We start from the raw sequence: 18,260 nt of genomic DNA on the forward strand, positions 1-18,260 counted from the left end.
CTAAGCAGGCCCCGCAGTCTTGCGGCCATGACGCGGCTGCGCACACGAACCTGGGTGATCAACGGAGTCCTTGTCGTGCTGCTCGGCGGCGCGGCTTTCGGGATTTACCAGGCCTTTTCTCCGGCTGGTTCGACCGCGCAGGCGCAAACCCGGACAACTCCGGTGCGGCGCGCGAACGTTTCCCAGACCGTATCGGCGGCGGGCACGATCGCGAGCACCTACACCGGCGTCGCGAACTTCACGACGTCCGGCAAGGTCACGAGCATCGACGTGAAGGTCGGCGACGTCGTGAGCGCCGGGCAGAAGCTCGCCACGATCGACTCTTCCCAGGCGAGCAAACAACTTCAGGTCGCCAAGGCCAACCTCGCGGTCGCCGAGGACAACCTGACTACGGCCGAGGACAATCCGCCGGCGAACCAGACCGCGGCCCAGGCGCAGAGCGGCACCGCCTCGCTTCAGGCCAAAGTGGATCAAGCGCAGCTGGACGTCGACAACGCGGAAACGGCGGTCTCCGCGACGACATTGACCGCGCCCGGGGCGGGGACGGTCACCGCGATTAACGGGACAGTCGGGCAGCAAACGGGCAGCGGGTCCAATTCCAGCAACAGTTCGGCGGGCGCGTCTTCGTCGAATTCCGGCTCCGGCGGGCAATCCGGGCAGCAGTCGTCCGCGAGCAGCAGCAGTAGCAGCACTGGTTTTATCGACATCACCGACATGGGCAATCTCGTCGTCAACACTTCGGTGGCGGAAATTGACGTGAGCAAGGTGAAAACCGGTCAGAAAGCCACCGTCACGCTGAATGCGACGCCGGACCAACCGTTGCCGGCGACCGTTTCCAGCATTGACCTGACGCCGACCACGAGCAGCAATGTCGTCAGTTACGGAGCGAAGCTGGCGTTGACGAATCCGCCGTCGGGGCTGCGGCCAGGACAGTCGGCGAGCGTCGTGCTCACGGTCGCGGAAGCCGATGGCGTGCTGAGTGTTCCGGCCGCGGCGGTGCGGACCAGCGGGACGACGAACGTGGTCACGGTGGAGCAGAACGGGCAGCCGGTTTCACGGCAGGTCGAGATCGGCGTGCGCGGTGAGTCCACTGTGGAGATCAAGTCCGGGCTCAATGAGGGCGACAGCGTGGTGCTGACGGCCGCGTCGCCGACGACGTCGAGCGGCTCCAACGGTCAGCAGCGCACCGGCGGCACTGGCGGTCTCGGCGGGTTCGGCGGCGGTCAGCAGGGCGGATTCGGCGGCGGACGCCAAGGCGGCGTCGGGGGCCGGGGATGAAGCCGGTGATCGCGGTCTCCGGACTGCGCAAGACTTACGGCAGCGGCGAAACCGCGGTGCACGCGTTGCGCGGGGTTGATCTGCGGGTGTGGCCGGGCGAGTACGTGGCGATCATGGGCGCGTCCGGGTCCGGGAAGTCGACGTTGCTGAACATGCTCGGCTGTCTCGACACTCCTAATTCGGGCCGGTACCTGCTGGACGGATTCTCCGTCGCCGATCTGAACGAACGTCAGCTTGCCTTGCTGCGCAACCGAAAGATCGGTTTCATCTTCCAGTCCTTCAACCTCGTGCCGCGCACCAGTGCGTTGTCCAATGTGGAATTACCGATGGTCTACAGCGGACTCAAGCGGGGCGAACGGCACCGCCGGGCGCTCGCCGCGATGGAGATGGTCGGGCTGACTGACCGGGCAAAGCATCTGCCGAACGAGCTTTCCGGCGGACAACAGCAGCGCGTCGCGGTGGCGAGGGCGCTCGTCGGCGGACCGGCGTTGCTGCTTGCCGACGAACCGACCGGAAACCTCGACCACGCAAGTACTGTCGACGTCCTCGGCGTCTTCGATCGGCTCAACGCGCTCGGCCGCACGGTCGTGGTGATCACGCACGAGGACGAGGTCGCGCGGCACGCGCACCGCGTCGTCCGGGTCAGCGACGGGCGGATCGTCTCGGACGAGGTCCGCGCCGGGGTGGTCGCGTGAACTTCGTCGAGATCATGCGGTTCGCGGTGCGCGGCCTCGCCTCGAACAAACTGCGGTCAGTGCTGACCACGCTCGGCATCACCATCGGCGTCGCGTCGGTGATCTTGTTGGTAGCAGTGGGAAACGGCGCTTCGGCAGCGATCACCGCGAGCATCCAGGGGCTCGGCACCGACGTGGTCAACGTGTCGCCGATCCGCGGCGGCGGGCAGTCCAGCCAGGTCCGGCCGCTCACCGTGCAGGACGCGCACGCGCTGGTCGAGCCGGTGGGCGCGCCGGACGTCAAGGCGGCGGCTCCGGTGGTGAGCACCAGCGCGACCGCGACGTACGGGCAGACTTCCTACGACGTGTCGAGCGTCGTCGGCACCGAGCCCAGCTACTTCACCACCACGAACCGCCAGATCGCCGACGGTCAGCTGTTCAGCGCCGAGGACGTGACGCAGGCACGCAAGGTCGTGGTGCTCGGGCCGACGACCGCGCAGTCGATCTTCGGCGAGAGCGAACCGGTCGGAAAGAACGTGCTGATCAACAGCATTCAGTTCACCGTGATCGGCGTGCTGCAGACGAAGGGCAGCACTGGACTGCAGAACGCCGACGACGTCGCGATCGCCCCGATCGGCGCGGTGCAGAACTCACTCGCCGGCTACGGCGGGCTGAACCAGATAGCCGTGCAAGCGACCACCGCCGATTCGATCGGGCTGGCGCAGGCCGAGGTCACCGCGATCCTCGACGCCCGGCACGGCATTCGAGCCTCGGCCAATCCGGACTTCCAGATCCAGAATTCCGCGCAGCTGCTGCAGACCCGCACGTCGGCGATCCAGACGTTCACTGTGCTGCTCGGCGCGGTCGCCGCGATCTCGCTGCTGGTCGGCGGAATCGGCGTCACGAACATCATGCTCGTCACGGTCACCGAACGGATCCGCGAAATCGGCATCCGCAAGGCGATCGGCGCGCCGCGCTCGGCGATCCTCGGCCAGTTCCTCGCCGAGGCGACCATGCTGAGCCTGTTCGGCGGGTTGCTCGGCGTGCTGATCGGGGTGGTCGGCAGCCGGTTCAGCATCGCGGGCATCCAGCCGGTGGTGGTGCCGTCGTCGATCGCGCTGGCGTTCGCGGTTTCCGCACTGATCGGGCTTTTCTTCGGCAGTTTCCCGGCGAACCGGGCTTCGCGGCTGCGGCCGATCGACGCCCTCCGGCACGAGTAGGAGCGTCATGTCCGCGTCGACCACCCAGCCCATTCCGACCCCGCCGGAGGAGCCCGCCGCGCAACGTCCGGAAGAGCTCATCGCCGAGCCTGCCGTCCAGGGCGATCTCACCGCTGAGCTGAAGCAGGTCGCGCGGCCGTTCGGCAAGCCGACGCTCGTGCTCGCCGGGTTGCTCGTGCTGGCGCTGGCTTTCGCCGGTGGCGCGTGGACGCACGCGGCGTTCGGCCCGTCGAGCGGCTCTTCCGGCGCCCGTACGGCCTCGGGTTCTGGCCCGGATGCCGGGCAACAGGGGCCCGGCTCCGGCGGACGCACGGCGGGCGGTCGCGGGACGATCGGCACCGTGGAGAAGGTCGACGGCAGCACGGTCACTTTGAAGACTGTGCAAGGAAGCGAAGTCACAGTGTCCACTTCGGACAGTACGACGGTCGGTGTGACCCAGCCCGGCAAGCTCAGCGACCTCAAACCGGGCCAGACGGTGACCGTTCAAGGCCGCACTGGATCGGACGGTTCGGTGACCGCGCAGGCGATCGTGGCGCAGCCGGGCCGTTAGGGAACGTCGTTGAGCGCGATGATCGCGACGTTCAGCGCGGTCGTGTAGAGCAGCCACGCCAGATACGGCACGAGCAGCAGCGCGGCGACGCGGGAGCGGCGGTAGAAGAGCGCGATCGTCACGATCACGGTGAAATCGAGCAGCACGATGTCCACGCACGCGACCTGCGTGGAACCGCCCGCGAAGAACAGCGAGATCCACATCAGGTTGAACAGCAGGCCGATGCCGTACGCGGCGAAGCCCTGGTTCTCGCCGTCGGTGCGCCAATAAGTCCAGCCGGCGAAGGCGAGCACGACGTACAGGACCGTCCACACCGGACTGAACAGGGACGAGGGCGGGGCCCATTCCGGCAGCACGTACCGGTTGTAGGCGTCCGGCGCGGTCGTCGCGGCCAGCGCGCCTACCAGCGCGATGACGCCGACCAGCCCGAAGAACACCGCGAGCATCAGCCACGGATTCCGGCGATGTGTGGGCGCCGTCACGTTTCCTCCATGGCTCGCCCCGTCCATGCGCGCCCATCTTAGGAGCGGTCGGGCCGATGTGCCGGGTGGCAAACGGGTGGCAGCTTGGGCGCCACTGACACCCGAACGGAGGATTTGCAAGACTGGAGCGGTGAGCACTGGCACCGAGCAGTCCAAAGCATGGTTCGCACGCGCCAAGGCAGCCGTTCCGGGCGGGGTGAACTCGCCGGTGCGCGCCTTCAACTCGGTCGGCGGCACGCCGCGGTTCATGGTCCGCGGCGAGGGCCCGTATCTGTGGGACGCCGACGGCAACCGCTACGTCGACCTCGTCTCCTCGTGGGGCCCGATGATCCTCGGGCACGCGCACCCGAAGGTCGTGGCCGCCGCCCGCGCGGCCGCCGAACACGGGCTTTCCTTCGGCACGCCGACGATCGGCGAGGTCGAACTGGCCGAGGAGATCATCGGCCGGGTCGGCCCGGTCGAGCAGGTCCGGCTGGTCAACTCCGGCACCGAAGCCACGATGAGCGCCGTCCGGCTCGCCCGCGGTTTCAGCGGCCGCGCCAAGATCGTGAAGTTCGCCGGCTGCTACCACGGCCACGTCGACGCGTTGCTCGCCGAAGCGGGTTCCGGCGTCGCGACGCTCGGCCTGCCGACTTCGCCGGGCGTCACCGGCGCGCAGGCCGCGGACACGATTGTCTTGCCATACAACGATCTTGACGCGCTTCGGAAGTCCTTCGCGGAGAACGACGGCCAGATCGCTGCGGTGATCACCGAAGCGGCCGCGGGCAACATGGGCGCGGTGCCGCCGGACCCCGGCTTCAACGCCGCACTGCGTGACCTCGCGCACGAAAACGGCGCGCTGCTGATCATGGACGAGGTGATGACCGGTTTCCGCGTTTCGCGCTCCGGCTGGTTCGGCCTCGAAGGCGTGGCCGGCGACCTCTACACGTTCGGCAAGGTGATGTCCGGCGGGCTGCCCGCGGCGGCGTTCGGCGGTCGCGCGGACATCATGGCGAAGCTCGCGCCCGGTGGCCCCGTCTATCAGGCCGGCACGCTGTCCGGGAATCCGGTCGCGGTCGCCGCTGGCCTCACCGCGCTGCGCGAAGCGGACGACGCTGTGTACGCGAAGCTCGACGCCAACGCGAAGCGGCTCGGTGGGCTTTTCGACAAGGCGCTCAGCGAAGCAGGCGTCACGCACACTGTGCAGTTCGCGGGCAACCTGGTGAGTGTCTTCTTCACCGACAAGCCCGTACGCAACTACGCGGACGCTCAGGCCACCGAGACGTGGCGTTTCCCGGCGTTCTTCCACGCGCTGCTCGAAGCGGGCGTGTACCCGCCGCCAAGCGCGTACGAGGCGTGGTTCGTGAACGCCGCGATGGACGACGAAGCGTTCGGCATCATCGAAGCCGCGTTGCCGGCAGCGGCGCGCGCGGCGGCTGAGGCGGTTCGCCCGTGACCACCGTCGTCCACATGCTGCGGCACGGTGAGGTCCACAACCCGGAGAAGATCCTCTACGGGCGGTTGCCGAACTTCCGGCTGTCCGAGCGCGGGCAGCGCCAGGCGCTCACCGTCGCCGAGGCGGTCGCTGGGCACGACCTCGCGTACGTCGTCGCTTCGCCGCTTCAGCGGGCGCAAGAGACTGCGGCGCCCATCGCAGGCGCGCACCGGCTCGACATTGCGACGGACGACGGTCTCATCGAAGCGGCGAACGTCTTCGAAGGTCAGCGCGTGGCCGTGGGCGATGGCGCGCTGCGGCAGCCGAAAGCGTGGCCGCACCTGGTGAATCCCTTTAAGCCGTCGTGGGGAGAGCCGTACGTCGAGATCGCACACCGCATGCTCGGCGCGGTGCACCGTGCGCGCGTAAAGGCCGAAGGGCGCGAAGCGCTGTGCGTGTCGCACCAACTGCCGATCTGGACGCTTCGCCGCTTCTTGGAAGCGAAGCGGCTGTGGCACGACCCGCGGCAGCGGCAGTGCTCACTCGCGTCGCTCACCAGCCTTGTGTTCGACGGCGAGGAGCTGCTGGAGATCGTCTACAGCGAGCCCGCGGGCACCACCGACCCCAAGGTGACCGGCGCATGAAACGGCGGCTGCTCGGGGTGCTGATGGCCGCCGCGCTGGTCATGACGGGCTGTTCGACCGGCAAGGACGCAGTCGTCTCGGGCGGCACCTTCACCTTCGTCTCGCCGGGCGGCAAGGTCGACATCACCTATCCGGTGAACGAGCGCCAACAGGCTCCGACGCTGGCCGGCGACGACCTGATGCACGAGGGCAAACAGCTCTCGATCGCGGACTTCCCCGGCAAGGCACTGGTGATCAACCTGTGGGGCCAGTGGTGCGGCCCGTGCCGCGCCGAAGCGCCGGAGCTGGAGACCGCGAGCAAGCAGATGGCCCCGCTCGGTGCCCAGGTGATCGGACTCGACGTCCGCGACCCGGCGCGCGACGTGGCACAGGACTTCGTGCGCGACCGCGGCCTGACGTACCCGTCGATCTGGGACCCGTCCGGGCGCGTGCTGCTGCAGCTGGCGGGGTATCCGCGCAACATCATCCCGTCGACGCTGGTGCTGGATAAGGAGCACCGCGTGGCGGCGGTGTTCCTGCGGCAGGTGCTGGCCTCGGACCTGGTTCCGGTGGTGCAGCGGCTGAGTGCGGAGAAGTAGCTCTGGTGGTGCAGCGGCTGAGCGCGGAGAAATAGCTCCGGTGGTGCAGCCGCTCAACGCGGAGAAATAACTCTGCCCGGGCCCGCCGCCGCTTGGCCCGCTGCTCCCCGCATTGGCCCTGCCCGCTCTGCCCTCATGCGTGGCGCGCGGTGCCGGAAGTCCGTGAGGGACTCCTTGAGGGAATCTGATTCCCTCAAGGAGTCCCTCACGGACGGGGAGCGGGGGCGGCACAGGACCAAGGTCCCGGCCCCGCTGTGGCGTAGGTCCTGTGAGAAGGCCCCGCCCGCCTCACGTCCAGCTCACTGCCTACTCTCAAGTGCGTGAACTCCGTGTCCGAGCTGGCGCTTTCCGGGCCGCTGCTGCTCGCCGCGGGTGTTGCGCTGCTGGCCGGGGCCATCTCGTTCGCGTCGCCGTGCGTGGTGCCGCTCGTGCCCGGGTACCTCGCCTACCTCGCGGCTCTCGTCGGCGCCGACGCCCCGGCGGTGCGCGACGGCGAGGAGCGCAAGAATGGCCGCTACGCCGTCCTCGGCGCGGCGGGCCTGTTCGTGCTCGGGTTCACCGTGGTGTTCGTCGCGACCATGGGCACGCTGGTCTGGCTCGCGAACACCTTGCTGGTCAACGAGGATCTGCTGCAGCGCATCGGCGGCATCCTCACCATCCTGATGAGCCTGGTCTTCCTCGGCTGGATCCCGGGGCTGCAGCGCGAGGTCCGCTCGCACCGCGTGCCCGGCGGCGGGCTGTGGGGCGCGCCGGTGCTCGGCGCGGTGTTCGGGCTCGGCTGGACGCCGTGCATCGGGCCGACGCTTTCGGCCGTCACGAGCCTCGCCAGCGCGACCGGCGGGGCCGCGGTCCGCGGATACGTGCTGGTGCTCGTTTACTGCCTCGGCCTCGGCGTCCCGTTCCTGCTGATCGCGCTCGGCGCCCGCTGGGCCGTGCGCGCCACCGACTGGCTCCGCCGCAACGGCCGCCGCGTGCAGATTTTCGGTGGGGTGTTGCTGATGGTGGTCGGCATCCTGCTGGTCACCGGGCTGTGGGGAGACGTCATGGGCTGGCTGCGCAACTCCGTCGCCTCCGATCTCGAGCTGCCGTTGTGACCACTACCGAAGCACCCCCGAAGAACCCGAACCCGTCGTACCGGCCGTCCGCGGCAAAGCAGGTGCTGGCTTTCCTGCGCAACACCTGGCGTGGCCTGACGTCGATGCGCACCGCGCTGGTGCTGCTGTTCCTGCTGGCGCTCGCCGCGCTTCCCGGCGCGCTGCTGCCGCAGCGGCGGCTGAACGCGCCGAAGGTCGACGAGTACATCAGCGCGCACGGCTGGTGGGGTTCGCTGCTGGACAAGCTGGAGTTCTACGACGTCTACTCCAGCGTCTGGTTCTCCGCGATCTACCTCCTGCTGATGATCTCGCTGATCGGCTGCCTCACGCCGCGCAGCTTCGAGTACGTCAAGCAGATGCGGGCGAAGCCGGTGCTGACGCCGCGCAATCTCGCGCGCATGCCGCACCACCGGATCGCCCGCACCGCGCGCACGCCGGAGACGATCCGCGACGACGTGCGCAAGCAGCTGTCCGGCTGGCGGCGCGTCGAGCGCGAGGAGGACGGCGGCGGGTTCAGCGTCTCGGCCGAACGCGGCTACCTGCGCGAGACCGGCAACCTGCTCTTCCACTTCGGCATGCTCGGCCTGATCGTCTTCTTCGCCCTCGGCAAGCTCTACAGCTACGAGGGCCAGGTCATCGTGCAGGCCAACGGCGGCCAGTTCTGCAACTCGGGCATCTACAACTACGACTCGTTCGAGGCCGGACTGCGCGTCGACGGCACCGACCTCAACCCGTTCTGCGTGAAGGTCAACGACTTCACCGCCCGCTACACCGCCACCAACCAGGCCGACTACTACCACTCGCACATCGAGTACCAGTCCGGCGAGGACCTGAAGACCGGCACGTGGAAGCCCTACGACCTCGAGGTCAACGAGCCGCTGCGGACCGTCGGCGACCGGGTCTACCTGCTCGGCAACGGCTACTCGCCGCAGTTCACGGTGACCTTCCCGAACGGCGAGAAGCGCACCCAGAACACCCAGTGGATGTTCAGCAACCCGGCCACGATGCTGTCCGAGGGCGCGACGAAGTTCGACCAGCCCGGCGTCACCGACGAGATCCAGCGGCGCACCAAGCAGCTCGCGATCACCGGCCTGTTCGCGCCGTCGTCGTTCATCCACGGCGGCGTGCTCACCTCGACCGCGCCGCAGCTGAACAACCCGATGGTCGCGGTCGACGTGCTGCGCGGCGACCTCGGTCTCGACGCGGGCCGCGGCCAGTCGGTGTTCTCGGTCGACCAGTCCCGCGTCCAGGACGGCCGGCTCAAGCGGGTCGCCCGCAAGAACCTCGCGGTCGGCCAGGAAGTGACGCTGGACGACGGCACGAAGGTCCGCTTCGACGGCGTCAACAAATGGGTCAACCTGCAGATCTCGCACGATCCGACGCAGGGCTTCGTGCTCGGCTTCGCGATCGTGATGTTCGCCGGGCTCGGGGCGTCGCTGCTGGTCAAGCGGCGTCGCGTGTGGGTGCGGGTGCGGCCGGGCAAGGACGAGGGCGCGAGTACCGTGATCGAGGTCGCGGGGCTCGCGCGCACGGATCAAGCCGGATACGGCGAGGAATTCCAGCGGATCAGCGAACGGCTGGTCACGGGCCGGAAGGGCAGCTGAGGCATGGAAATCAACGAGACTCTCTCGCAGTACAGCGACCTGCTGTACACGACGACAGTGGCGATTTACGTGCTGGCGCTGCTGTTCACGCTCTTCGAGCAGGCGTTCGGGGCCAAGGGCCGGCTCGCCGCCGAGCGCAGCCGCAAGCGCGTGCTGGTCGGCGCGGGCGGACCGGACTCCGACGACGCCGGCATCGAGGACGGCGACGCCCCGGTCGAGCCCGAGGCCCCGCGCGCGGTCGGCCGCGCCGAGCGGATCGGCCGGATGGGCGCGGCGCTGCTCGTGCTGGGCGCGCTGCTGCAGCTGTCGGCGATCGTGCTGCGCGGACTCGCGGTGCACCGCGCGCCGTGGGGCAACATGTACGAGTACGGCATGGCGGTCACCTTCATCACCGTCGTCGCGTGGCTCGTGGTGATCAAGAAGTTCCCGGTCCGCCACCTCACCGGCTTCCTGCTGCTGCCCGTCGTGATCCTGATGTTCATCAACGGCACGATGCTCTACACGGTGGCCGCGCCGGTCGTGCCCGCGCTGCAGTCGTACTGGCTCGTGATCCACGTGTCCGCCGCGATCATCGGCTCCGGCGTGTTCCTGGTGCCGGGCGTGGCGAGCGTGCTGTACCTCTTCCGCACCGCTCATGACCGCAACCCGGCGAAGTTCTCCAAGTTCGGTCCCAAGCTGCCCGCCGCCGACGTGCTCGACCGGATCGCCTACCGCGCCACCATCGTGGCGTTCCCGATCTTCACTTTCGGCGTGCTGTGCGGCGCGGTGTGGGCCGAGGCCGCGTGGGGCCGGTTCTGGGGCTGGGACCCGAAGGAGACCGTCGCGTTCATCGCGTGGGTCGTTTACGCGGCATACCTGCACTCCCGCGCCACCGCGGGCTGGCGCGGGACGCGCGCCGCGGTGATCAACGTCGTCGGGTTCTCGGTGACGATCTTCAACCTGTTCTTCGTCAACCTGGTTACCGTCGGACTGCATTCCTACGCCGGAGTGAGCTGAGCCGGGGGTCCACCGCCCGGACCGGGCCTCGGGCGACTACCGTCGTCCTCAGGGGCCCTTCGACGTACCCGGGAGGTTGGCAACGGTGACCGGACCCAGTGAAGAGACTGCCGGGGAACAGCAGTCCGAGCAGGCCCAGGAACCGGCTGCCATGTTCTCCGAAGAACGCACGGATTCGACGCCGCACCCCGGCACCGGGCCGTACGACGCGCAGCCGACGCAGGTCGTCGACCCGCCGCCGCAGGGGGCGTATCAGCCGCTGCCGCAGCCGGGCGGCTACCAGGCGCACTACGACCAGAATCTGCCGCCGTTGCAGCCTCCGGGCGCGCACCAGCCGCAGCACGCCGCGCCGGGCGGGTACCAGTATCAGCAGCAACCGCCGCCCGCCGCTCCGGCCGGCACGCCGGTTCCCGCCCCTGGCGCGGTTCCGGCAGCGGGGGCGCAGGGGCTTCCGCAGCCCGCGTCCGGCGCTGATGAGCTGGCGACCGCGCACCTGGTGAAGCAGCAGAAGCGGACGCCGCAGTCAGGCTGGCGCAAGGCGCTCTACCTGGGCACCGGCAAGCTGGTCAACCCCGGAGAGAGCCCCGCGGACACGCGACGGCGCGAGCTGATCGCGCGGGTCAACCAGCCGCTGCGCGGGTGCTACAAGATCGCGATGCTCAGCCTCAAGGGCGGCGTCGGCAAGACCACGACGACGACCACGCTCGGCGCGACGTTCGCGTCACTGCGCGGCGACCGCGTGGTGGCGGTGGACGCGAACCCGGACCGCGGGACGCTGTCGCAGAAGATCGCCATCGAGACCACCGCGACCGTCCGGCACCTGCTGCGGGACGCGGACAAGATCACGCGCTACAGCGACGTCCGGTCCTACACGTCGCAAGGGTCGAGCCGGCTGGAAATCCTGGCCAGCGAACAGGATCCGGCGGTGTCGGAGGCGTTCTCCGAGAACGACTACCGGCGCACGGTGAACCTGCTGGAGCACTTCTACAACATCGTGCTCACCGACTGCGGCACCGGTTTGATGCACTCGGCGATGAAGGGCGTCCTCGACGTCGCGGATTCGCTGGTGGTGGTGTCGTCGGGTTCGGTTGACGGGGCGCGCAGTGCGTCCGCGACGCTGGATTGGCTCGAGGCGCACGGTTACGGCGACCTGGTGAAACGTTCTGTCGTGGTGATCAACTCGGTGCGGCCTAAGGGGAGTTCGGTCGATCTGGACAAGCTGGCCGCGCACTTTGGGGCGAAGGTGCGGGCGGTGTGCCGGATTCCGTTCGACGCGCATTTGGAAGAGGGCGCGGAGATCGAGCTGGAACGGCTGGGCGGGGATACGCGGCTGGCGTTGCTGGAGTTGGCGGCGACTGTGGCGGATGGGTTTGGGGGGCGGGTTTAGCGGGCGGTTGGTTGCTCCCCGGTGGGTGGTTGCTGGGCGGGGCTGGTCGCTGGGTGGTTGGTTGCCCCGGGCGGAGTTGGGTGACCTGGCGGAGTTGGTTGCGGGGGAGCCCGGTTGCTGGACGGTCGGGTGCCCCAGTGGTTGCCCCGGGCGGGGTTGGGTTGCTGGGTGGTTGGTTGCTGGGCGGGGCTGGTCGCCGGGTGGTGGGTTGCCCTGGGCGTGAGCGGCAGCAGCACTGTGTTTGATTGCCCCGGCTTCGCCGTGGCGCCGAGATCGCCGGGGAGCTGGTTTCTTCCCTCCCGATTTCGCCGGCCCGGGGGGCCGGCGAAATCGCTCAGTCCAGAAACCAGCGCGATCTCGGGTTGGGGTTGCGTGCGTAGCCCGGGCTGACGTGTGGCGTGGTTCGTAAACCGGGCTGACGTGGGCGCGGTTGTGTAACCGGGCTGACGTGGGCGCGGTTGTGTGACCGGGCTGGTGCGCGGTGTGGTGCGGAAGCTGGTTTGACTCGCGGGGGGCGCGTAACCGGTCTGACCGTGCGGCGCGGAAGTGCGGACCGAAGGAGGGGTCAGGAGTCGGTGTCGTCGGGGCGCTTGCGCTGTTGTTCGGAGAGTTTGCGCAGGAATTCGGGATCGTCGTCGGGAGCGACGGCCGGGCGGCGTTGCGGGACGCTGATCCGCTGCGCGCCTAGTGCCCGCCACAACAGAACGGCGATGGTGATCGCGCCCACCGCTGCGAGCAGAGGAATCATGCCCGGGTCCTTCCGTCGTGCTGGCCCCCCAGGTTAGCCGCAAACTGGCCGGATGGGGTGCGGCGGGCCGGAACGCGGCGAAGGGTCGTGACCGGCAAGCGATGCGGGAGGCACCCCTTGCCACTCACGACCCTTCGTCGTCTGCGTGACCCGCGGATCAGATCTTGCGGGTCGGTTCGCTGGCGTCCGTGGTGAGTTCGGCCAGCAGGTCGTTCACCTCGGACTCGCGGAACCGGCGGTGTCCGCCCGGCGTCCGGATCGAGCCGATGCGACCCGCGGTGGCCCAGCGGGTCACGGTCTTCGGGTCCACCCGGAACAGAGCGGCCACCTCACCCGGGGTGAGCAACCGTCCGCCCATGGTTGCGGTCATTTTCCGCCTCCTTAACGCCCAACTTGCTATACCGGGGGCATCGGGCGATTTCGCCCGTCGCGCCCGGGTGGCCAACGCGGCAATCGTGGCACTTCACCCGTCGGGTACTCGAACGGTTGTCCTTGGGTAAAGAGCCCTTAAAGTGCAAAAGGGACATAACTCAGCAGATTCTCAGGATCGCTCAGGGCCCGTTCGCGCCCCGCTGACCAGGCATTTTCCCACAGGGTGCGCCGGGAATCGGGTAAAGATCAGGCAAAGGCCGAGTCTGGGCGGTCACGGGCGCTGAGGTTGCTGTGACGCAGGAGACAATCCGGGACCTACCGGGATGAGCCGGTCGCGCGGGCGCGCCGCATAATGGGCCGGTGGATCAGCTGGACCGGAAGATCATCGCCGAGCTGCGGGCCAACGGCCGGGCTACCTACGCCGACCTCGGCCGGACGGTGGGGCTCTCCGCGTCGTCGGTGCACGAACGCGTCGGCAAGCTCGAGGCGGCGGGCGTGATCACCGGGTACCACGCGATGGTCGACCCGAACACGGTCGGACTCGGCGTCACCGCGTTGGTCGGCATCCATCCCACCGACACCGCCACCGACGAGGACGTCGCCTCGGCGCTCGGCGAACTGCCCGAGGTGGAGAGCTGTTACGCGGTCGCGGGCGACGAGGCCTTCGTAGTAAAGGTGCGGGTTTCGACGGTCGACGAGCTGGAGCTCACCCTCGGCAGGCTGCGCCGCATCCCCGGCGTCGGCCGCACCAATACGACAGTGGTGCTCTCCACCCGGTTCGAGGGCCGCCCCAACAACGCGGGCCTGGACGAAGACCCGCCGAGCGGGGCGTAGCCTGTTTCGGTGTGAGCGAGACACCGGACCACCTTCCCCGTGACCTGACGGTGTACTTGATCGCGCGGTTCGCGCTCGTCGCGGTGGTCGCGGTCGTGCTTTCGCTGGTCGGCGTGCCGCTGCTGGTCTCTTTGCTGATCGGGCTCGTCGTCGGCCTTCCGCTTGGCCTGCTGCTCCTGCGCGGCCTGAACCAGCGCGTGACTGCGGGTCTGGCCAAGCGCAACGAATCCCGCGCGCGTGCTCGGGCTCAGCTGCGGTCGCAGCTGCGCGGCGAGACCCCGGCCGACGACTCCGCGGCATGAGCAAACCGCACAGCCGCGCCTGGGTCCGGGAAGCCGTCCGGATCATCGAGGCCGACGCCAACCGCAGTGCCGACACTCACCTGCACGTCTTCCCGCTGCCGCCGGAATGGGGCATCGACCTTTACCTCAAGGACGAGTCGGTGCATCCGACCGGCTCGCTCAAGCACCGGCTCGCGCGTTCGCTGATCCTGTACGGCCTGGTCAACGGGCACATCGGCCCGGACACCGTGCTGGTCGAGGCGTCCAGCGGCTCGACCGCGGTGTCCGAGGCGTACTTCGCGCGGATGCTCGGCCTGCGGTTCGTGACCGTCGTGCCGCGGCGGACCAGCAAGGAAAAGATCGCGCTCATCGAGTTCTACGGCGGCGAGTGCCATTACGTCGACGCGGCGCCGGCGATGTACCCGGAGGCCGAGCGGCTGGCCGCCGAGTGCAACGGGCACTACCTCGACCAGTTCACCTACGCCGAGCGCGCGACGGACTGGCGCGGCAACAACAACATCGCCGAATCGGTGTTCGCGCAGATGCGTGCCGAACGCCATCCGGTGCCGTCGTGGATCGTCGTCGGCGCGGGCACCGGCGGGACGAGCGCGACGTTCGGCCGCTACGTCCGGTACAAGCGGCACACCACGAAGATCTGCGTGGTGGACCCGGAGAACTCGTCGTTCTACGGCGCTTGGGAGACCGGCGCGCCGGACTACGCGACCGGGATGCCGTCGCGGATCGAGGGCATCGGACGGCCGCGCTGCGAACCGTCGTTCGTGCCCGGCGTGATCGACGAGATGTTCCAGGTGCCCGACGCCGGTTCCCTGGCGGCGATCCGGTTGCTGCGCGACCGCACCGGGCACTGGGCGGGCGGCTCGACCGGGACCAACCTGTACGGCGCGTTCCAGCTGATCTCGCGGATGCTGGCGGAAGGCCAGGCGGGTTCGGTGGTGACGCTGCTGTGCGACGGCGGCGAGCGGTACGCGAACACGTACTACTCGGACGAGTGGCTCGGCGAGCAGGGGATCGACCTCGCGCCGCATCGGGCGCGGTTCGACGAGTTCCTGCTCACCGGCCGGTTCGACGCTTAGCGTCCTGGTAGCCCAGCGTCAGCACGACTATCAGCCGGCGCAATCGGTCCTCGAAGTCGATGCGGGAGCCGGAGAGGCGCGGGTCCTCGATGGCTTCCCGGACGGCCTCGTTCGGGTGCGCCAGCGGCCACATCCCCGCGGTGAACATGAAGATCGCGGACGACAGTTCTTGCGCGGTCTCCGCGGAAAGGCCCGGCAGCGCGGCGCGCAGCAGGTCGGCGGTGCGGGCGTTGTGCTTCGCTGAGCGCAGCTTGTAATCCCGCGCGATCTCCACCGAAACGTTCCGTTCCAGCACGTTCGCCAGCACGCTGATCAGTTCGCACAGCACCGGTCGCCTCGCGAGTGAACGGGCGAGGGTCGCGGCGACCTCCGACAGGTCGCCGTCGAGGGCGAGCGAGTCGAGCCACGCGCCGCGGGCCCGGTCGAGCACCTCTAGGTAGACGGCCTCGCGGGTGGGGAAATAGCGCGCGACGTTCGACGCCGACAGGCCTACTCGGCGGGCCAATTCGCGCATGCTGACCTCGCTGACGGACGACTCCGTCATCAGCTGTTCCGCGACGTCGAGGATCGCCTCGCGGCGGGCTTCGACCTGCTCGGGACTGCGGGCGCGCTGGAACTCTGGCACGCCTCGAAGTGTAACAGGACACTGCTCTCTTGATAAAAGAACAGCGTCCTGTTAACTTCGAGAACAAGAGAGCAGTGTTCCGTTAACTCTGGCAGGAGATCCCGATGCGTACTTACGACCAGCTCTTCCTCGGCGGACGCTGGACTGAACCCGCGACGACCGACACCTTCGAAATCCGTTCGCCGCACGACCGGGCGCTGGTGGGCACCGCGCCGAAAGCCTCGGCGGCCGACGTCGACCGCGCGGTGGCGGCAGCCCGGCAGGCGCTCGAACCGTGGGGCAGAACTCCGCTGGCTGAGCGGCTACGGCTGGTCGAGCGGTTCAACGACCTGCACGCCGCCCGCGCGGACGAAATCGCCGAGCTGGTCACCGCGGAGAACGGCTCGCCCATCTGGTTCACCGGCTGGACGCAGCGCACCCTCCCGGAGCGCACGGCGGCGTGGCTCGAGACCGCGCGCGAGTTCTCCTGGGAGGAGACGCTGACCGACGAGGCGGGCAACCGGACCGTCGTGCGTGCCGCGCCGGTCGGCGTGGTGGCGGCGGTGATCCCGTGGAACTCGCCGCATTCGGCCGCGCTGGTGAAGCTGATTCCGGCGTTGCTGGCGGGCAATCCGGTGCTGTTGAAGGCCGCGCCGGAAACCGCGCTCGACGCGATGGTGCTGGCGGAGATCTTCGCGGAGGCAGGTTTCCCCGAGGGCGTGGTGAGCGTGTTCGCGGCCGACCGCGACGTGAGCGAGCACCTGGTGACGCACCCCGGCGTGGACAAGATCTCGTTCACCGGCTCGACCGCGGCCGGGCGGCGGATCGCGTCGCTCGCTGGCCAGCAGCTCAAGCGGGTCGGGTTGGAGCTCGGCGGCAAGTCCGCGGCGATCGTGCTCGCGGACGCGGACCCGAAGACCGTCGCCCAGGGGATCCGGAGCGCGACGTTCGCCAACAACGGCGAGATGTGCGTGGCCCACACGCGAATCTTCGCGGTGCGCGAGCGGTACGCCGAGATCGTCACCGCGCTCGCGGAGATGGCCGACGGGCTCGTGGTCGGCAACCCGGCGAAGCCGGACACGTTTGTCGGGCCGATCGTCCGCCAAGACCAGTGCGAGCGCGTGTTGTCGTACCTGCGACTAGGCGTCGAGGAGGGCGCGCGGGTCGCGGCGGGCGGGGCGGAGCCGCTCGCGAATCCCGAGCTGGCGGACGGGTTTTATGTGCGTCCGACGGTGTTCGCCGACGTCACGAACGACATGCGGATCGCGCGTGAGGAGATCTTCGGGCCGGTGGTCGTGGTGATCCCGTTCGACACCGAGGAGGAGGCGATCCGGCTCGCGAACGACTCCGACTACGGCCTCAGCGGCGGCGTGTGGACGGCTGACGCGGCGCACGGCGTCGAGATCGCGCGGGCCGTGCGCACGGGCACGTTCCACGTCAACGGTGCGCCGCGGCACGGAAGCGCGCCGTTCGGCGGGTTCAAGGCGAGCGGGGTCGGCCGCGAGTACGGCTCGCACGGGTTGGCGGAGTTCGTGGAGTGGCAGGCGATCGCGGTCGGCCGCTAAACGCGCCAGCGCGGCCTCGACCGGCTTCAGCTGAATGGCTCGGCGAGCAGAGGATCGACCTGGCACCGCGTCGGGCGCGGTTCGACGACTTTCTGTTCACCGGCCGGTTCGACGGTTAGCTGTCCAGCAGTTTGGCGACAGCTTCGGGGTCTTCGGCCATCGCGTTGTGGGCGGTGGGGAGGTCGTGGACGAGCCACTCCGGGTCGGTTTCGAGCCGGGTGCGGAGTTCGGTGAACGGCGTGCCTTCCCACCCGGAGCAGTAGACGAATTCGCGCCGGGGGACCTCGGCGAACGCTCCGGTGAGCCGGACCGTCTGCAGCAGCGAGGCGAGCGGATGGGGACGACGGCGGGAATCCCGGCCGTCACGCTCGGGCGGACGGACGGCGTAGCCGGTGTCCTCGGCGCCGGCCACGAATACCCGCCGGTACGCCTCGGTCGTCGATGACCAGCACGAATCGCCGTCGGTGGGCACGTAGGCGTCGAGATGCACCACCCGCGAGACCCGGCCGCCGGCCCGGTCGGCAGCGGCGGCGATCACCAACCCGCCGTAGCTGTGGCCGACGAGTGTCGCGTCGGTGACGTGGGCTCGGTCGAGAAGCGTCAGTACGTCGTCGGCGTGGGTGTCGAGGTTGGCGCCGGCGACCGTCGCGGCGTCGTCCTCCGGCCGGAGACCGGTCAGGGTCAAGGCGTGCACGGTGTGCCCGGAACGCTCCAGCAGCGGCACTACCTCCTCGAAGACCCAGCCGCCGTGCCAAGCGCCGGGTACGAGAACGAACGTCGACATGAATTTCTCCCTTGAACCGCAACGACCTCTTCGGGAGAGAGCTTTTCAAGGACCGGC

At 69.0% G+C, this 18,260-nt stretch carries 20 protein-coding genes; 15 read left to right on the forward strand and 5 right to left on the reverse strand.

Going from position 1 to position 18,260, the window contains the following annotated elements:
* Positions 1-27: 27 nt before the first annotated feature.
* From ACZ7SW_RS05565 to ACZ7SW_RS05580, 4 genes are read left to right on the forward strand one after another with little or no spacing between them, the layout of a single operon-like run.
* Positions 28-1,278: an efflux RND transporter periplasmic adaptor subunit gene (locus ACZ7SW_RS05565; protein WP_470229168.1), complete on the forward strand. Its 1,251-nt coding sequence runs from the start codon at positions 28-30 to the stop codon at positions 1,276-1,278.
* Positions 1,275-1,973: an ABC transporter ATP-binding protein gene (locus ACZ7SW_RS05570; protein WP_470229169.1), complete on the forward strand. Its 699-nt coding sequence runs from the start codon at positions 1,275-1,277 to the stop codon at positions 1,971-1,973. Before ACZ7SW_RS05565 ends, ACZ7SW_RS05570 begins: the two co-directional genes overlap by 4 nt.
* Positions 1,970-3,172, forward strand: a complete 1,203-nt coding sequence (locus ACZ7SW_RS05575) for an ABC transporter permease (protein WP_470229170.1) — start codon at positions 1,970-1,972, stop codon at positions 3,170-3,172. Before ACZ7SW_RS05570 ends, ACZ7SW_RS05575 begins: the two co-directional genes overlap by 4 nt.
* A gap of 7 nt (positions 3,173-3,179) precedes the next feature.
* A complete protein-coding gene (locus ACZ7SW_RS05580; RefSeq protein WP_470229171.1) occupies positions 3,180-3,722 on the forward strand; it encodes a DUF5666 domain-containing protein in 543 nt (180 codons plus the stop codon).
* Here ACZ7SW_RS05580 and ACZ7SW_RS05585 read toward each other — a convergent pair.
* Positions 3,719-4,204 (reverse strand): TspO/MBR family protein, encoded by a 486-nt coding sequence (locus ACZ7SW_RS05585; RefSeq protein ID WP_470229172.1) that lies wholly within the window; start codon positions 4,202-4,204, stop codon positions 3,719-3,721. The genes ACZ7SW_RS05580 and ACZ7SW_RS05585 overlap by 4 nt on opposite strands.
* 130 nt (positions 4,205-4,334) lie before the next feature.
* Between ACZ7SW_RS05585 and hemL the strand changes: the two genes are divergently transcribed.
* From hemL to ACZ7SW_RS05620, 7 genes are all read left to right on the forward strand, one after another.
* Entirely contained in the window at positions 4,335-5,639 is a 1,305-nt protein-coding gene (gene hemL / locus ACZ7SW_RS05590; RefSeq protein ID WP_470229173.1) for a glutamate-1-semialdehyde 2,1-aminomutase, read from the forward strand.
* On the forward strand, positions 5,636-6,262 hold the full coding sequence (locus ACZ7SW_RS05595; protein ID WP_470229174.1) for a histidine phosphatase family protein: 627 nt from the start codon (positions 5,636-5,638) through the stop codon (positions 6,260-6,262). The genes hemL and ACZ7SW_RS05595 overlap by 4 nt, the downstream gene beginning before the upstream one ends.
* Positions 6,259-6,840, forward strand: coding sequence for a TlpA family protein disulfide reductase (locus ACZ7SW_RS05600; protein WP_470229175.1), 582 nt, complete (start codon positions 6,259-6,261; stop codon positions 6,838-6,840). Before ACZ7SW_RS05595 ends, ACZ7SW_RS05600 begins: the two co-directional genes overlap by 4 nt.
* A gap of 320 nt (positions 6,841-7,160) precedes the next feature.
* Positions 7,161-7,934 (forward strand): cytochrome c biogenesis CcdA family protein, encoded by a 774-nt coding sequence (locus ACZ7SW_RS05605; protein ID WP_470229176.1) that lies wholly within the window; start codon positions 7,161-7,163, stop codon positions 7,932-7,934.
* The gene (resB, locus tag ACZ7SW_RS05610) at positions 7,931-9,538 is read left to right on the forward strand and encodes a cytochrome c biogenesis protein ResB (protein WP_470229177.1); all 1,608 of its coding nucleotides are present in this window, start codon (positions 7,931-7,933) and stop codon (positions 9,536-9,538) included. The genes ACZ7SW_RS05605 and resB overlap by 4 nt, the downstream gene beginning before the upstream one ends.
* 3 nt (positions 9,539-9,541) lie before the next feature.
* Positions 9,542-10,534, forward strand: a complete 993-nt coding sequence (ccsB, locus tag ACZ7SW_RS05615) for a c-type cytochrome biogenesis protein CcsB (protein WP_470229178.1) — start codon at positions 9,542-9,544, stop codon at positions 10,532-10,534.
* 85 nt (positions 10,535-10,619) lie between these two features.
* Entirely contained in the window at positions 10,620-11,921 is a 1,302-nt protein-coding gene (locus ACZ7SW_RS05620; protein ID WP_470229179.1) for a MinD/ParA family ATP-binding protein, read from the forward strand.
* 565 nt (positions 11,922-12,486) lie between these two features.
* Here ACZ7SW_RS05620 and ACZ7SW_RS05625 read toward each other — a convergent pair.
* Together ACZ7SW_RS05625 and ACZ7SW_RS05630 are read right to left on the reverse strand one after the other, a co-directional pair.
* Positions 12,487-12,669, reverse strand: a complete 183-nt coding sequence (locus ACZ7SW_RS05625; protein ID WP_451998495.1) for a hypothetical protein — start codon at positions 12,667-12,669, stop codon at positions 12,487-12,489.
* A gap of 157 nt (positions 12,670-12,826) precedes the next feature.
* On the reverse strand, positions 12,827-13,039 hold the full coding sequence (locus tag ACZ7SW_RS05630) for a BldC family transcriptional regulator (protein WP_009072010.1): 213 nt from the start codon (positions 13,037-13,039) through the stop codon (positions 12,827-12,829).
* Between the two features lie 362 nt (positions 13,040-13,401).
* Between ACZ7SW_RS05630 and ACZ7SW_RS05635 the strand changes: the two genes are divergently transcribed.
* The 3 genes from ACZ7SW_RS05635 to cds1 are packed head-to-tail and all read left to right on the forward strand — an operon-like array spanning position 13,402 to position 15,250.
* Positions 13,402-13,875 carry an Lrp/AsnC family transcriptional regulator gene (locus ACZ7SW_RS05635; RefSeq protein WP_470229180.1) on the forward strand — a complete coding sequence of 158 codons (474 nt, stop codon included), beginning with the start codon at positions 13,402-13,404 and terminating at the stop codon, positions 13,873-13,875.
* 11 nt (positions 13,876-13,886) lie between these two features.
* Positions 13,887-14,177 (forward strand): DUF4229 domain-containing protein, encoded by a 291-nt coding sequence (locus tag ACZ7SW_RS05640; protein WP_275294506.1) that lies wholly within the window; start codon positions 13,887-13,889, stop codon positions 14,175-14,177.
* Positions 14,174-15,250 carry an L-cysteine desulfhydrase Cds1 gene (gene cds1 / locus ACZ7SW_RS05645; protein WP_470229181.1) on the forward strand — a complete coding sequence of 359 codons (1,077 nt, stop codon included), beginning with the start codon at positions 14,174-14,176 and terminating at the stop codon, positions 15,248-15,250. The genes ACZ7SW_RS05640 and cds1 overlap by 4 nt, the downstream gene beginning before the upstream one ends.
* Here the strand turns inward: cds1 and ACZ7SW_RS05650 are convergent.
* Positions 15,228-15,875, reverse strand: a complete 648-nt coding sequence (locus ACZ7SW_RS05650) for a TetR family transcriptional regulator (protein WP_470229182.1) — start codon at positions 15,873-15,875, stop codon at positions 15,228-15,230. The two genes, cds1 and ACZ7SW_RS05650, sit on opposite strands and share 23 nt — an antisense overlap.
* Positions 15,876-15,979: 104 nt before the next feature.
* Between ACZ7SW_RS05650 and ACZ7SW_RS05655 the strand changes: the two genes are divergently transcribed.
* Positions 15,980-17,419 carry an aldehyde dehydrogenase gene (locus ACZ7SW_RS05655; RefSeq protein ID WP_470229183.1) on the forward strand — a complete coding sequence of 480 codons (1,440 nt, stop codon included), beginning with the start codon at positions 15,980-15,982 and terminating at the stop codon, positions 17,417-17,419.
* 115 nt (positions 17,420-17,534) lie between these two features.
* On the opposite strand, the gene ACZ7SW_RS05660 is transcribed toward ACZ7SW_RS05655, so the two are convergent.
* On the reverse strand, positions 17,535-18,203 hold the full coding sequence (locus tag ACZ7SW_RS05660) for an alpha/beta fold hydrolase (protein ID WP_470229184.1): 669 nt from the start codon (positions 18,201-18,203) through the stop codon (positions 17,535-17,537).
* Positions 18,204-18,260 lie beyond the last annotated feature (57 nt).

It is taken from the genome of Amycolatopsis sp. NPDC114484, from assembly GCF_055633755.1.